General features: G+C 70.2%; 13 protein-coding genes and 1 pseudogene. 8 read left to right on the top strand and 6 right to left on the bottom strand.

The genetic code is table 11. The annotated features are described in order from the left end of the window. Window positions 1-48 precede the first annotated feature (48 nt). The 6 genes from AES38_RS14780 to AES38_RS14755 all read left to right on the top strand — a co-directional run bounded on the left by AES38_RS14780 (window position 49) and on the right by AES38_RS14755 (window position 6,413). Complete coding sequence (locus AES38_RS14780) at window positions 49-1,476, top strand: putative type IV secretion/conjugal transfer ATPase (protein ID WP_244629285.1); 1,428 nt, start codon at window positions 49-51, stop codon at window positions 1,474-1,476. Between the two features lie 9 nt (window positions 1,477-1,485). Then, window positions 1,486-2,667 (top strand): MinD/ParA family ATP-binding protein, encoded by a 1,182-nt coding sequence (locus tag AES38_RS14775; protein WP_053775884.1) that lies wholly within the window; start codon window positions 1,486-1,488, stop codon window positions 2,665-2,667. Window positions 2,668-2,738: 71 nt separating this feature from the next. Continuing rightward, window positions 2,739-3,146 (top strand): hypothetical protein, encoded by a 408-nt coding sequence (locus tag AES38_RS14770; RefSeq protein ID WP_244629301.1) that lies wholly within the window; start codon window positions 2,739-2,741, stop codon window positions 3,144-3,146. Continuing rightward, window positions 3,143-4,195, top strand: a complete 1,053-nt coding sequence (locus AES38_RS14765) for a C40 family peptidase (RefSeq protein WP_053775882.1) — start codon at window positions 3,143-3,145, stop codon at window positions 4,193-4,195. Before AES38_RS14770 ends, AES38_RS14765 begins: the two co-directional genes overlap by 4 nt. Before the next feature lie 51 nt (window positions 4,196-4,246). After that, window positions 4,247-5,875, top strand: a complete 1,629-nt coding sequence (locus AES38_RS14760; protein ID WP_053775881.1) for a type IV secretory system conjugative DNA transfer family protein — start codon at window positions 4,247-4,249, stop codon at window positions 5,873-5,875. Between the two features lie 97 nt (window positions 5,876-5,972). Further along, entirely contained in the window at window positions 5,973-6,413 is a 441-nt protein-coding gene (locus AES38_RS14755) for a DUF4913 domain-containing protein (RefSeq protein WP_053775880.1), read from the top strand. Between the two features lie 57 nt (window positions 6,414-6,470). Here the strand turns inward: AES38_RS14755 and mobF are convergent, their stop codons facing one another. The 3 genes and pseudogenes from mobF to AES38_RS14745 form a co-directional block, all read right to left on the bottom strand. Then, window positions 6,471-10,637, bottom strand: coding sequence for a MobF family relaxase (gene mobF, locus AES38_RS14750; RefSeq protein ID WP_053775879.1), 4,167 nt, complete (start codon window positions 10,635-10,637; stop codon window positions 6,471-6,473). A gap of 131 nt (window positions 10,638-10,768) precedes the next feature. Then, a pseudogene (locus AES38_RS16405) lies at window positions 10,769-10,897 on the bottom strand (hypothetical protein); the annotation flags it as partial. A 68-nt stretch (window positions 10,898-10,965) separates the two neighbouring features. Further along, window positions 10,966-11,670, bottom strand: coding sequence for a relaxase domain-containing protein (locus tag AES38_RS14745; protein ID WP_053775878.1), 705 nt, complete (start codon window positions 11,668-11,670; stop codon window positions 10,966-10,968). Window positions 11,671-12,002: 332 nt separating this feature from the next. On the opposite strand from AES38_RS14745, the gene AES38_RS14740 reads away from it, so the two are divergent. Further along, a complete protein-coding gene (locus tag AES38_RS14740; RefSeq protein ID WP_157883576.1) occupies window positions 12,003-12,422 on the top strand; it encodes a hypothetical protein in 420 nt (139 codons plus the stop codon). A 163-nt stretch (window positions 12,423-12,585) separates the two neighbouring features. Beyond that, complete coding sequence (locus tag AES38_RS14735) at window positions 12,586-12,864, top strand: hypothetical protein (protein ID WP_053775876.1); 279 nt, start codon at window positions 12,586-12,588, stop codon at window positions 12,862-12,864. Window positions 12,865-12,892: 28 nt separating this feature from the next. Here AES38_RS14735 and AES38_RS14730 read toward each other — a convergent pair whose 3' ends face one another. The 3 genes from AES38_RS14730 to AES38_RS14720 all read right to left on the bottom strand — a co-directional run bounded on the left by AES38_RS14730 (window position 12,893) and on the right by AES38_RS14720 (window position 14,446). Beyond that, complete coding sequence (locus AES38_RS14730; protein ID WP_157883575.1) at window positions 12,893-13,603, bottom strand: hypothetical protein; 711 nt, start codon at window positions 13,601-13,603, stop codon at window positions 12,893-12,895. A 199-nt stretch (window positions 13,604-13,802) separates the two neighbouring features. Then, entirely contained in the window at window positions 13,803-14,177 is a 375-nt protein-coding gene (locus tag AES38_RS14725) for a ribbon-helix-helix domain-containing protein (protein WP_053775874.1), read from the bottom strand. After that, a complete protein-coding gene (locus AES38_RS14720; RefSeq protein WP_053775873.1) occupies window positions 14,174-14,446 on the bottom strand; it encodes a hypothetical protein in 273 nt (90 codons plus the stop codon). Before AES38_RS14720 ends, AES38_RS14725 begins: the two co-directional genes overlap by 4 nt. Window positions 14,447-14,604: the final 158 nt, after the last annotated feature.

Genomic DNA, 14,604 nt, shown 5'->3' with positions numbered 1-14,604 from the left:
CGCACGCCCATGGGGTTCCATGGTCGTGGGGGAGGCCTCTGGTCGCGCGTGCCACAGCCGCCGATGTGGTTCTCGACCTCTGTGCAGGTGTGCGGGATCTACCCGTTCGGCGTCGGCACCGGCCGTCCGACGGACGGCGCTCCGCTCGGCCGCTGCGTCGACACCGGCACGGCCGTGTGCACGGACCATGAGGCGCTCTACCGGGCGGACGTGATCTCGTCGCCGTCGGCGTTCCTCCTCGGCATCAACGGGGTGGGCAAGTCGAGCACCGCCCAGACGATCCTCCTCGGGCAGATGGGCCGGGGGCTGACGCCGGCCGTCTACGACCCGATCAAGGGCGAGCACGTGCCGATGATCCGCGCCGCCGGCGGGAAGGTCTTCTCGATCGGACCCGGATCCGGGCGCGACAAGCTCAACATTGTCTCGCCCGGACCGCTCGGGGCCGCGGCCTCGCGCATAGGCGGCCGCGTCGGCGCCGAGCTGTCGCAGCTGGCGCGCGACAAGGCGGTCGCGCTCGTGCAGCTCAACGCGCGGGTCAGCCGCGGAGCGCCGCTCGACGACATCGAGGACGCCGCGCTCGAGGCGATCGTCGACACGCTCCGCGAGCGGGAGCCCCGTCCGGTGACGCAGGACCTCGTGACGGTCTTCGACGTCGTCTCCGAGCGCATGCTCCACGTGACAGGCCGCCGTGATGCAGCGGACTTCCACGCCCGGTTCGCACGCCTCGGTGAGACGCTGCGGGCCATGCTCGCGGGGGAGATGGGCCAGATGCTCAGCGGCCGGGACTCCGTCGAGTTCGACCCCGGCAACCCGGGTGGCTTCTGCTTCGACACGTCGAGCATCGACCCGTCGAACACGCGGCTGCTGTCGGCGGCGATGCTCTCCACCTGGTCGCTCGGCAGCGACGCGATCGACGCGCACTGGGAGATCGCGCAGCACGAGCAACGTCTGGCCGAGGAGGCCGCCCGTGCCGGCGACCTCTACGAGCCGACCGTGACCTGGAGCGGATACACGTCGTTGAAGGACGAGTTCTGGTACCCGCTGCGCTCCTGCGAGGACATCGTCGACCGTGCCGACGCGGCGTCCCGCACGAACCGGAGCAAAGGCGAGGCCGACCTCAAGGTCACCCACTCCCCGAAGGACCTCCTCTCGCTCTCGAACCCCGCCGACCGGGAGAAGGCGCGCGGGCTCATCGAGCGCTCCGGGCTCCTGCTGCTCATGGCCCTGACTCGCGACGACCTGGAGTCGCTCAGCGGCACGCGCCGGCTCACCGCCAAGGAGATCGACCGAGTTGCGAGCTTCAACGCCGCGCCGTCGTGGCGGTCCCCACGCAGGGGCAAGGGAACGAAGGGGGCCCCGCCTGGGGCCGGGCGCGTGATGTTGAAGCTCCCCGAGCGGGCCGGGATCACCGTCCAGATGCTCCAGACCGACGTGCAGCAGCGGCTCCACGTCACCGACGACCGGTACCGGCACTAGGAGGCCCGAATGACCACGATTCCCTGCGATGAGCTCGACCTGATCGCGACCGGCGACGTCCTCCGGCTTGGCGACGTCCCCTTCTCTGGCGCCGGCTCCTACGCCGACGCCATCGAGTGGCTGACCCGGAACGCGCAGCAGAAGGGCCGCCCGATCCGCGTGCACAGCATCGACACGGTCTCCGGCAAGGAGGGCTGGTTCTCCGTCGACACGGACGGCACCGTCCATGCTGCCGGACCGGCTGCGGCGACGATAGCCCCGGGCGCCTCACTCCGCCGCGCGGACGTGCGCTTCGTGAAGCCGGCGAAGCCGCGACCGCGGACCGGGCTCCGCGCCGCCGTGTACGCGGCCACAGGGGGAGTGGTGAACCTCGGCCAGTCCGCGCTCGAGCGGGAGACGGATGAGCTCGCGCGGCGGATCAGCCGGAAGCTGACCGGTAGCCACTCCACCGCGATCCTCTCGTTGAAGGGCGGCGTCGGGAAGACGTCGACGACCGGCGGTGTCGGGATGATGCTCGCCGAGCACCGCGGCGACCCGCCGTGTGCGGTCGACATGAACCCGGATTCCGGCGATCTCGCCGAGCGTGTCGTCGGCGAAGCGGCCTACGACGTGGAGACCGCACCGACCGTGACCGACGTCGTCCGGGAGGCCGAGACGATCGGCTCGCTCACCGACCTCTCCCGGTACATGCACCACGCGAACCGGCTGCACGTCATCGCAGGGGAGCAGGATCCCGAGGTGTCCGACGCGCTCACCGCCGACGACCACGCCCGGGTCCAGGCACTGGTGGCGCGCTACTACAACGTGGTGCTCACCGACTGCGGCACGGGCGTCTCGCACCCGGCGATGGCGGGCATCCTCCGCAGCGTCTCCAACGTCGTGATCGTGACCGACTGGGCGGTCTCGGCGGCCGACCGCGCTGCCCGGGCCATCGAGTGGTTGCGCGAGCACGGCTATGCGCCCCTCGCCGACGGCGCCATCGTCGTCGTCACCGACATGGCGGACGTGCCGGATGAGGTCGACCGCGGAGCGATCGCGCGGTTCCTCGAGGTGTCGTCGGCACAGCTCATCCAGGTCCCGCGGGACAGGGCCGCGGCCGGGGGAGTGCAGATCGTGCCGGGGCGGGTGTCGCCGGCCACGCGCCTGGCGTGGATGCGTATCGCGGCCGCCATCGTCGACGGGTACCGGTAGGTCCCATGTCGAGGAGAGCCATCGTCATCGCTCTGGGGGTGACGGGCGCTAGCAGTCTGCTAGTCGCCGTGATGCTGGTGGCGCGTTCGGTGCCGGGCTCAGGGTCCGAAGACACGGGCGTGTTCGCCGCTGACGCGACGTCCACGGCGACACCCGAACCAGAGGATCGCGCGCTGGCGTTCGCGGCCGCGACCGCCTTCTGCAGACCCGACGTCGACTCCGGGACGTGGCAGCGCGCGCTCGACCCGGACCTCACGGCCGACGCCCGCGTGCTCTATGCGGCGACGGATCCGGCGAACGTGCCGTGCGCGGGCGTGATGGACGCCGGCGGACCAGTCGGCGATCAGCAGACAGCGACGGATGCGGCATGGCAGTTCGACGCCGCGGTCGGCGGACCGGTGACCGTCACGCTGCACCGGGACAGGCCGGCCGCGCCGTGGAAGGTCTCGTACATCGACCCGGCCGGCGGCGCGCCGTGAGCAAGGGCGGTGCGATCGCCATGGTGGTCGCCGCGCCGGTCATCGGCCTCGCGGCGCTCGTCGTAGTCGTCTTCACCATCGTCATCGACGGAGGGAACGACAGAGCCTCGGCTTCCGCCTGTGCCGCCATCGGGCCGGCCGTCGCCGTGCAGACGGGCCAGCTCCCTGACCGCATCGGCGCGTACTCGGGCGAGCAGCTCCAGAACGCGGCGTCGATCCTCTCGATCGGCAGGCAGCGCGGTCTCGACCGGCACGCCCAGCAGATCGCCCTGATCGCGGCGATGACCGAGTCGGGTCTCCGGGATCTCGACGGCGGGGATCGCGACTCCGCCGGCCTCTTCCAGATGCGGCCGTCGCAGAGGTGGGGGACGCACGATCAAATCACGGATCCGCAGTACGCCATCGGGCTCTTCTACGACCGCCTCACGGCCGTCCCCGGCTGGGAGGCGAAGGCACCGGGCGAGGCGGCGCAGGCGGTCGAGCGGTCGGCGTTCCCCGACCGCTACGCAACGCACCTGCCGGAGGCAACCGAGCTGATGGACGGCCTCTCGGGAGCCGACGTCGCGCATGTCTCGAGCACGGACCAGGGCCTCGCCTGCTCGCGTGGAAGAGGCCTCGCGAGCGGTGAGCTGGCTACGGGGGAACACCCGCCGACGGGTCCGCATGCCGAGCAGGTCGCGCAGGTCATTGCATTCGCGAAGCAGCAGCTCGGCAAGCCGTACCGGCTCGGCGGTGCCGGCCCCGACAGCTGGGATTGCTCCGGCCTGACCAAGGTGGCCTACGCCGGCATCGGGATCGACATCGACGGCGGACATTCGGCGACCACCCAGTGGCGCAACGGCGTTGCGCGGGGCCAGATGCATCCGCTGTCCGAGGCGCAGCCCGGCGATCTCATCTTCTGGGGCGGCGACGGCGCCTGGCACGTCGGCATCAGCCTGGGCGGCGACGTCATGATCGCGGCCCCGAAGGTCGGCGACGTCGTCAAGGTCCAGAAGGTCTGGGGCCAGCCGAACGGACAGGTCTGGCGCCCCGTCGACGGGCTCGGCTAGCCCTGCGCGACATCAGCAGATCGCACACACGACGAGGAAGAGGACAACCAGATGAGCACGACCGCCCTGGACACGCTGGCCACTCCGTTCGGCCAGATCCCCTGGTCGTGGTGGGCACCCGCGCTCCTCATCGCCGCATCGGCGCTCGCTCTCGCGGGTGCCGTCTTCTCCGTGACCAGGCGGTACGGAACGCATCCCGTGGATCGGATGCAGCGTCACCTCCGAGCCGGCAACAGGCTCACGCCGGTGCTGTACGCGGCACGGCTGAATTCCACGCGGGAGGAGCTGCACCCTCGCGCTGAGGGTCTGCTGCCCGGGCAGAGGATCGGCACGCTAGTCGGGGCCGGCTCGACGTGGGTATGGCAGGGCTGGCGCGACATCGCGATCTTCATCTTCGGCCCGGGCCGAGGTAAGACCACCGGCGCCGTCGTGCGCCACATGCTGGAAGCACCCGGGCCGGCGGTGATGACCTCGAACAAGGTCGACGGGGTGAAGGAGGTACTCGCGGGCCGGCAGCGCCGGGGCCAGCAGTGGATCTACGACCCCATGCAGGTCTACCGGCGGGACGCGCGCCCGGACTTCGTCTACGACCCGTTGGACGACGTGACCGACCTCATCAGCGCCCAGGAGATCGCGGCGATCTTCGAGGCCAGCACGAAGGACGCGGACAGCAAGAGGGACGCGCAGTTCGATTCCCAGGGCCTGGACCTGTTCGCGTACGCGCTCCTCGCTGCGAAACTCGAGGGCGTCGGGCTCATCAAGGTCTACGCGTGGATCACGCAGCAGGAGCACGCCGAGCTCCGCGCGATCATGCAGAAGCACGGGCACCCGGGGCCGGAGGCAGCACTGCTCGGGTTGCAGGGCCAGCCGGACAAGACCCGCGGCAGCGTCTACGCGACCGCGCAGCGGATGGCGTCCGCCCTGGCCAACGACATGCTGCTTTTGTGGAGCCACGCCCCGGGCGTACGCCGGTTCGACGCGGAGGCGTTCGTGCGCAGCGGCGACACGGCGGTGCTGATCTCGCGCAATGGCGCGGGATCGGGTGGTGCGTTCGTCGCTGCGCTCGTGCGATCGATCGCCCGCGCCGGCGAGAGGGCGGCATCCGCGGACGGCGGCCGCATCACCGTCCCCGTCGTGTTCGAGCTGGACGAGGTCGCGAACATAGTCCGCTGGCCCGAGTTGCCGGATCTCGTCTCGTTCTACGGCTCGATGGGGCTGAGCCTCAGCATGTACTTCCAGTCCTGGGGGCAGATAGTCCGCACCTTCGGCAACGAGGGCGCGGACACGCTGTGGAGCGCGTCGTCGATCCGCGTCTACGGCGGCGGCGAGTCCACGCAGTCGCCGTTCCTCAAGCGGTTCAGCGAGAGCATCGGCACCTACGACGAGTGGTCGACGAGCACCTCCTCCGGCCGGAACGGCTCGACGAGGTCGCGGACGTCGAAGTCGAAGCAGATCCTCCCGGCGGACGTGCTGGCTCACCTGCCGAAGTGGCGAGCGGTGTTCGACGCCTCTGACGTCGGACCGGTCCTCGTCCGCATCCGGCCCTGGTTCGAGGACGAGGTGCTCTGCGCCATGGTCGCCGGGCAGGAAGTGGTCGACGGCAAGATCGTGAAGCCGAAGAAGGCGGCGGCCGGATCCGAGGCGGTCACGGAGAGGGCCGCGCATGTCGACGCCGTTTGACGCGAGCAGCTGGCCCGACGTCCCGCCTCCCAGCTGGGGTGATGGGCGTCCGCTGCCGACCGATCGCGACGCGCCCCCACCACCCGAGGACGAGGGCATGCCGCCCACCGACCCCGGTACAGGCGAGGTCGTCGACGAGCGCGGAGCGACGGCGGCGCCACCGAAGAAGCCGAGGCCGGACGACCGGAAGCTCTTCCTCGACTGGGTCGCGCTGCAGCTCGGCCGTGTCGAGGCATTTGGAGTCCCGGTGAAGCAGAAGCCGGCGTGGTGCCCCGAGTGGTGGAAGCACCCCGAGGTCGTCGAGCGGTTCTACGTCTCCTGGAAGGGCTACCTCGAGGCGACGAAGCGCATGCAGGACGACCGGCTCGCGCAGTCGGCATGGTGGGTGCAGCACTGGGACCACCACGCCCGCATCATCTTCGACAAGACATACGGCCCCTTCCGGGCCTGCAACGCCGCGGGGCACCTCGCCGACAACAAGGGCGAGCAGCTCTCGATCGTGCTCGAGATGCCAGCGGACGACGTCGCCGTGATCTGATCCGAGCACGTAGAAGACAAGGCCCAGCGGGAACGCCCGGCCTTCGGTGTGCCCGGGTCAGCGCTCCATGCCGTCGTCGCCGCGCGAGATCTCCGGCATCGACGGCTGGTCTGCCCACGATGTGGTGGATGAGGTGCCGCTGGACCGTTCGTCCGGGTCGATGCCGGCTGCACGCAGCATCTCGCGCTCCTCGAGCTCACGACCCGTGTACGCGGCGTTCTCGCTCTGCGCGTCGGAGTCGGGCACCTCCGTCCCCGCCTCTGCCACCGTCGCATCGCGCTCTTCGGACGTGAGCGCTGCTGTGTCGGCCTCCGTCTCGGTGCTGCTGGCCGCCGCCGCACCTGGGGCGGCGCCATCCGCGACGCCGGCAGCCTCCTGCTGCTCAGCTTCGGGGCGGCCGTAACGGGCGGCGAGCCGGTCGGCGCGCTCCTGCTCGCGCTCGGCGACCTGCTCCGCCTTCTCCCGCTCACGATCGGCCCTGCGTTGCGCCTCGCGGACCGCGTACTCGCGATCGCGCTCCGCCTTGCGCTGGGCCTCCTGCTGCTCGCGGCGCCGCTCGTCGGCGGCGCGCTGGATCTGCCGAGTCACCTCCGAGGTGACGGTCTGCCCGACACGGCTCACGTGCCGGCCGACGTGCTCGAGTGCCTCATCGAGGGGGTCGCTCATGGGGATTCCTTCCTGCCCGGTGGTGGGTGACACAGCGGCCATGGGGGTGGTCTCGGTGCCGGGCATGGCCGCGGGTGCGGTCTCGACGACGGGTGTCGGCGGAATGGCCTCTGCGGCGGGCTCTGTGGCCGCGGCCGAGGCCGCGACTGCCGACAGGACAACGGGCCAGCCGAGGGTGGCGCGGACGGCATCGACGCGGTTCGTGAAGTGCGCCGCGTACCGCTGGCGGGTGTCGAGGGCGATCGGTTCGGCGCTGAGGAGCGGGAACGCCTTGTGCATGGCCGTGACGCGCTGCTGCAGGCGGTCGGCGATCTCGTTCCCGCGCAACGTCGTAGGAATCGCGACCGGCTCGGTGGGGTCGACGCGGTACTTCGCGCGGAGTACGTCAACCTCGGCGGCGAGCTGGTGCCAGGCGACCATCCGCTTCGGGTGTGACGGGACGGCGCCGAGCGCGTCGGTCCACGCGGGCCGCTCGGCAGCGAGGGTCGCGCCGCGCTCCTTGAGTCGGACGCCGATGTAGTGGTGGCGCTCCTGCAGGTGCTCGCGCCAGTCCTCGGGCACCAGGTCGTTGTCCTGCAGTCGGGCGTCGGCGATCCACGCGGCGACACCGTCGACGTCGGGCAGGTCCATGACGGAGCGCCTGGGGGCGTCGATCTTCTCGAGGGCGCGCTCGATGCGCCAGGACAGCACCGCCGGCACATCGTCCGCGGTCCCGAGCTCGCGCTGCTCGTACGCGACGCGGAGGGTCTCGACGGGGCTGAACCCGTAGTCCTCGGCGTGCCGCAGCGCGGCCGCGACGGCGCCCCAGCTCTCCTGCGACTGCAAGGTGGTGGCCAGGTCCGTGCCGAGCGCGACCTCGGCGATCCGGCCGTAGCGGATCTCGCCGGCGCGCTCGACGACGTCGGCGTGCTGGTCGATGAGGGTGACCAGGTCATCGACGCGGTCCTGTTCGGCGCGGATGGTCTCGTGCGCGGAGAGCATCGCGTCGGAGCGGGCGGCGATCTGCTCGAGCGCGTCGTCGACGGCGGCGCCGTCGGCGACGTCGAGGTAGAGGCGGTTGGACTGCTTGCCGCGGGTGAGGCCGGTGTACGCGGTCTCGCGGGTCATGCTCTCATCGCCCAGAACGTGGCTGGTGTCGGCGGTGAGGCCCTGGGAGCGACTGATGGTGCGGGCGTAGCCGAGCTCGACGTGCTCGCGCACGTACCCGGCGGGCAGCGTGACGGGCGCGGCGTGGTCGCGGTGGACGACGTCGAGGGATCCGTCGGCGCCGATGCGGGTGACCTGCCACAGGTCGCCGTTCTTAACCCGGTCGCGGCCGTTCTGGATCCGCAAGAGCGACTCGTTGCGGCGGGTGGCGATGACGTCGCCGACGTGCGCGGACAGGCCGTCGCGGAGGTCGACCGAGCGGGTGCCGGTGACGGTGCCGGCGGCGATGCGGTGGGCCTGGGCGCGGGCGTTGAGCTCGGTGACGGTGGCACCGGTGGGAGCGAGCATGAGCGAGCGGAGACCTGCGTCGGTGTCGGTCTGCCAGCCGGCGAACACGGCGTCGGTCATGCGGTCAACGTCACCGCCGATGACCCGATCGTTCGCCTGGTACCAGGTGAACGGGTCGCCGGGGCGCAACGGGTCGCGCAGGTGCAGAGACGCCTCGGCCTCGTCGGCGTCCTGGAAGCGGTGGACGTGCTCGAGGCGCACGGACCCCACCTCGCGGTCGATGAGGCGCAGCGCCCCACCGGCCTCGACGGCGGAAAGCTGGCGGTCGTCGCCGATGAGGCGCACGTGCGCGCCGTACTCGCGGGCGATGGTGTGCAGAGCGGCGAGGCGCTGGGTACCGGCCATGCCTGCCTCGTCGACGACCAGGACGTCGCCGGCGCGGATCTCGTACTTCGCGGGCAGCTCCGCCTGCGCGTGGGCGGTCAGGAACCCGTGGATGGTGGTCGCCTCGATGCCTACCGCTTCGGCGATCACGGACGCGGCAGGGGCGGAGGGAGCGAGGCCGATCATGCGGCGGCCGCCGTCCTCGAGCGCGGTCGCGGCCAGGCGCAGCGCGGTCGTCTTGCCGGCGCCGGCGGGACCGATGCCGACCACGAGCTCCCGGTCCGAGGTCGCGAACTCGCGCGCGAGATCCCGTTGGCCGGCGTCGAGCGGGCCGGAGTGCTGTGCGGCTGTGCGCTCGAACGTGTCTCGGCTGATGGGGGAGACGGTGCGGGTTCGGGCGGCGTCGAGGAGCTGGTCCTCGGCGTCGAGGATCCGCATCGACGTGAACAGGGTCTTGCCCTTGTGCTCGTAGATGCTCGAACCGTCCGACCGCGTGAGCGGCGTGAACGCGCCGTGTGGGGACGGGGGAGTGAGCGTCACCGATTCGCCCAGGGCAGCGCGGGTGACCTGCTGCACGAGCGGCTCCGCGACGCTCTGATCCGGGATCCGCGCGGCTAGGTGCCGGCGCGCTTCGGCCTCGATGACGTGCGCGCCCCACACCGCGTGATGCTCCTCCACCGTGCGGAGCACCAGCGCCGTGACCTCGTCGACGTCGACGTCGACGGCCGTCACGGCCTGCCCTGCGGGCGCAAGGGCGCGCGCGACGTCGACGAGGCCGGCGGCGCGGTCGGCGCCGACGCGCGCGACGGCGGCCTCGTGGATGGCCTGCGGGGAGCGGACGTGGTCCTTCTGCGGCCGCGTCTCCAACGTCGCCTGCTGCGCGATCGCGATGAGGGCCTTCGCGTCCGGCGCGCGGCCGTGGTCGCGCTGGTACTCCTCCGTGAGCCGGGCGGTCGCCGCGCGGATGGAGGCGGAGCGGGAGGAGAACGTGTCGATCAGGTCCGGGTCGACGCCCGCGATCTCCATCACGGGCCGCTTGCCGGGGGAGGGGACCCGGGCGGTCGTCGTGACGCCGAGTCGACGGCTGACCTCTGACATGACGGCGGCGTTGTAAAACTCGGACGCCGGCACGTTCATGCGGTGCAGGAGCTTCGAGTCGATGGTGCGCCACTTGCCGTCGACGCCCTTGACCTTGTTCGCGACCACCACGTGGTCGTGAAGCTGCGGGTCACCGTTCCGGGAGTCATAGTGGCGGAACACGGTCGCCGCGATGCCGCCCTCGACTTCGATCTGCGCGACCCCGTTGGTACCGGCGCGGGTCGCGATGGCCTCGCGCTCGAGGTAGCCGATCGTGTCACGCACGGCCTGCTCCTGCGCGGCCTCGATCGCCTTCCGGGTCTCGGTGTCGCCGAGTGCCCAGAGCACGGAGACGCTCTTCGAGGGGGAGCAGACGAGGTCGAACCCGGCGACCGCGGCCTGGTCGGGCCGGGTGGCGGCGGTGATGAACTTGCCGAGCTCCTCCTTGTCGGCCGGCTCCCGTCCCTTCGCGTCGCGGAACGCCTGAGCCCCCTCGCGGGCGCGGATGAGGCGGCGTTCCTCGGCATCCGCCTCGTGGCCGTTGAGGCGCTGAAACGTGTCGTAGCCAGCCTGGATCCGCCCCTGCAACGTCGCGGGTCCGGCGCGGTAGGCGTAATAGGAGCGGCCGAGCTTGGCGCGCTGCTGCGCCTCCTTCGCGGACACCCCCTCGGCGAGAGCATCCGCGATGATGCGGTCCGCGTCCGGGGTGCAGCCCTTCGCCGTAGAGGGCCTTCATCTGCTCCTCGGTGGACCGTCCCCGAGACACCCATGAGGTCGGCGCCCCGACCCATCCACCGTCCGGGAGGGTTCCCGTCGACGGTGTAGTAGTCGCCGAGCTCACGATCCCGATCGCGCTTCGCGTCGCCGGTCGCGACCTCGCTCGTGTAGTAGGTGTACCCATCCCCGGCGGAGAGGACGTGCATCGTCATCATGCGGAACGTCGCCGGGTGCACTCGCGGAGTCGGCATCGCGCGCGTAGCGGAGACCGTGCTCATGAGCGTGGATCCTGGGGAGTCAGGGGCACCCGGGGCAGATCCCAGATCAGCGCCGGGTCGACACCGGCAACCTCGAAGTGCGTGCGGCGGTCGTCGCCGTAGGAGATCTCGGATGCGACGCCGACGAGCTCACGCAGCCCGGACATGAGGGACGACGCGTACCTCTCGTGGGCCAGCTCGTCCGCGGATCGGAAGGTGGTCACATCCATGCCCGAGACCTGCCCATCCGATCCGAGTACCGCGTTGATGACGTCGACGTGGACATGCAGGGCCGGCTTCCCCTGACGGTCGAAGTAGTGCAGAAACGCGCACCCCGCGATGGGGGAGGCCACGTCGATCTGTGCAACACCGCCGGCACCACGGCGAGCGAACACCCACGCCGAGTCGAGCATCTGCAACGTGTCGTCGACGGCGCGGAGAACTGTCTCCGTCAGCAGTACACGGATCTCCTCCGACTCCGTGGCCCAGACGACGGACACCGATCGAGGGACGTCGAACGTAAGCTCCAGGAGCGCCGGCGACGCGGTGACGGGATCAGTCGCGCGAGCCGCGATGTCGCGAAACTGCGACGGGGAAACCGGCCTGGACGGGTCAACGCCGGTCGGGGATCCACCGATCCAAGTGCCCTCACTTTCATCTGCGAGCGGCGTAGGACACCCCTGGGCGAACCCGGAGAGAGTCAGCGCTCGCATCTGAAACATGGGTCGAGCTTACCTCATTCATTCGTAATGCCTGAGGTGTGACGAACTAATGACCGGAGGACTGCGGTGAGCAGGCGAGGAACGAGCGTGCTCACCGTTGGACGAAGGGAGAGAAGATCGGCCATGAGCAACGCTCATGCGGCTGTGCTTTGAGACCGCACGGGTGGGCGACGAGGAACGAGGAGCGCGCCCGTCAGCGTGTCGAGAAGCAACAGCCGAGCCGGCCTCGCTCACTCCCCCGGAGTCGAGGCCCCGCCGCCTTGTGGTGCCCCGTGGGACGCGCGGGGGCGGGCCGTGCATACTGGTCCGGTCATCGAGCAAGGGGGACCCACATGGCCGAACTCCGCAAGTCCGCGAAGCAGACCGACGCACGGCGTCGAGCACGAGAGATGGCGGCACAGTTCCGTGAGCTGCAAGACAAGCTCGAACAGCTCGCGGCCGACTACTTCGTGGCCATCGACTCCGTGGAGGCAACGAACGAAGAGACCGAGCGCGAGATCGCGAAGCTCCGGGAGCGGGCGGAGCAGCAGACACGGAAGGCACGCGACGACGCCGAGCAGGTCATCGCACGCATGATCGATGCTGGTGCCAGCCCGGCCGAAGTCGCGGCGCGCCTCGGCATCACCACGCGGGAGGTCAAGAAGGCCACCCGAGCCACTCCCTCGTCCGCCCCGAGCGCCATCGGCAGCTCAGCAGCCGCCGTCCAGGACGAGGACGAGCGGCGCGAGGATTACGCCCCCTCCGAGGCCTAAGGTGGCGCGTTCGCACCGTGACGTGACGGTCGATGGACGTCGGTTCCGATTCACAGAACAGGCCCAGTACGGTCCCACGCTCGTTGCCTTCCTGCATCCGGTGCCCCGCCACCGGTCACGTCCGAACGGCTGGTTTCGGCGCGCGGAGACGAGGGACACCGAGATGCGCTTCAAGGTCTTCCTCGACACCGATCAGGGGCTCGTGACGAACATCGTCGTCCAGGCCGCGCGGCGCCGCGATGGCTGGGCCGACGCGATGGTGCGCGCGCTCATCGAGCTCTACCCCGGCCGGACGTGGACGGTGGAGGCACCCAACGAGCAGTCCGGGCAGCTGTTCGTGAAGCTCGCCTGCCGACTCCCCGGCGAGGTCGTTGCTCCCGTGGAGGACACGACTCGGCCGATCGACGACCCGCGGAGGTACCGCACTCCGCCGACGTGGTGAGGACCAGCCTCACCACGCGGCCTGCTGGTTAGAGCGTCGGTACGTCGGTCGCGGTGAGGGTTCGGCGTGCCGAGACGGTGGCGTGGAGATCGCCCGCGATAGCGACCGCGATGCCGCGCTGAAAGACCTGCCCGTGCGCCTCGCTGATGTCCAGTCGGTAGAGGTAGCGGGCCCGGCTCCGGGTCACGTTCCCGCGCACATGCGCATCCGCCGGATCTGCCGTGAAGACGAACACCGCGCGACGCGGAAGGGCGACCGGCCGATCCGAGCGCTGCATGCAGGACCGCAAACGACACCGGCGCCGCTCGAGGACAACCCCGTCCCCGACGCCCCAGAGCTGCGACGTGAGATGCCAGACCACCCCCGTGGTCGACGACAGCGCGCCTGGTGCGCGGCGATAGCCCTGCGCGACCGCGGCCACGGGGACAGTGAAGAGACCTAGCCCGAAGGTGATGACAGCGCTGACACCCGCGAGCGTTGTCGCACCGATGAGCAGCGCGACCTCTGCCACAAGAAGCGTCACAGGCAGCACGATCAGGTAGCTCAGCAACACCACGAGCCCACGTCGTCCGTTGGTCGTCGCCTTCGCCTGCTCAAACCACGCTCGCATGCCTGCTGCCCTCACTCTCTTCGATGCCAGATCGCCCGCGGTGAAGTCGTCATGTCGGACCCGAACAAGAACCACAGGCCGCACCCCGTCACATCCTTCGCGGCTCGCCAGGGTCAGCACGGTAGCCATGACCAGGCGAGGGCTCGCGGTCACGATGCCACAGCACCCGCCGCCTCATGAGCGCGCCCCGCACAGTTCATGGGCGCGGGTTCGTGGAGCGCAGCGGAACGAAGCCGCGGCGCCTCGATGCATGACTCGGCCCGCTCGATCACGACTCGACATCAGGCGTGGCCGGGGTTGTTCAGACGGCCGCCCGCGCGCGCGTTTCTCAGCCCGCGACGCGGTGCAGGTCGTCCTTGTGTCGATCGAGATACTCGTCGATCGCGTCCCGGACCAGATCTGCTGCGTACTTGCGGCGCTGCACGATTCGCAGACGCTCTAGACGGTCCTTGCGGTCCTGGGGGAGGCGGACGTGGATCGTTGGCGAGTGCTCGCCGTCCGGCACCGCGCCACCCAGCTTCGGCCGGCCAATTGCCTTGGAGACGGCCGCCTCGCTGCCGAGCGCGTCGAGGAGCAGCTGCGCCCCGATCTCGGCCGCGTCAGCGCCATGCGCGCTATCGCCGGGCAGCGGCGCACCCGTCGACGCCTCCTCGATTGCCGCCATGCGGTCGTAGCGGTCCTGGTCCTTCTTCGAGAGTGTCACTTCTCCTCCTCCATCAGCTTTCGGTAGTACGAGCCAAGCTCCATCACGTGGTAGACCACGAATCCGCCGGACTTGAGCTCCACGAGCACTTCAATGAGCCGATCCGTCTGCGCGTGCTGCGGGCCAACGAACACCCGCCGCTGGCTACGCGGGTCACCCTCGTTCACCTTCACCTTCGTGGAGCTCCACACTGCGTTCTTGATCGCATGCAGCGCGTCGGGCCCGGGGATGTGGTGCTTGCCTGCGCTGCGCGTGAAGTCGATGCCCATATGACTATTGTGCCACAAAACACCTCTCTGTGCCACTTCTGTGCTACACAACTATACGGCGATGACGCCGAGCGCGATACGCCCGAGCATGAGGATTGCGTCTCATCGAGGGATCGCTCACCGGACGTCGCGGGCAGGTGACACCCGACCGCGCCTCC

This window comes from Clavibacter capsici (genome assembly GCF_001280205.1).
GTDB classification, from domain to species: Bacteria; Actinomycetota; Actinomycetes; order Actinomycetales; family Microbacteriaceae; genus Clavibacter; species Clavibacter capsici.
The sequence above is the reverse complement of the archived record's forward strand: the minus strand, read 5'-3'. Positions and strand labels throughout refer to the sequence as shown.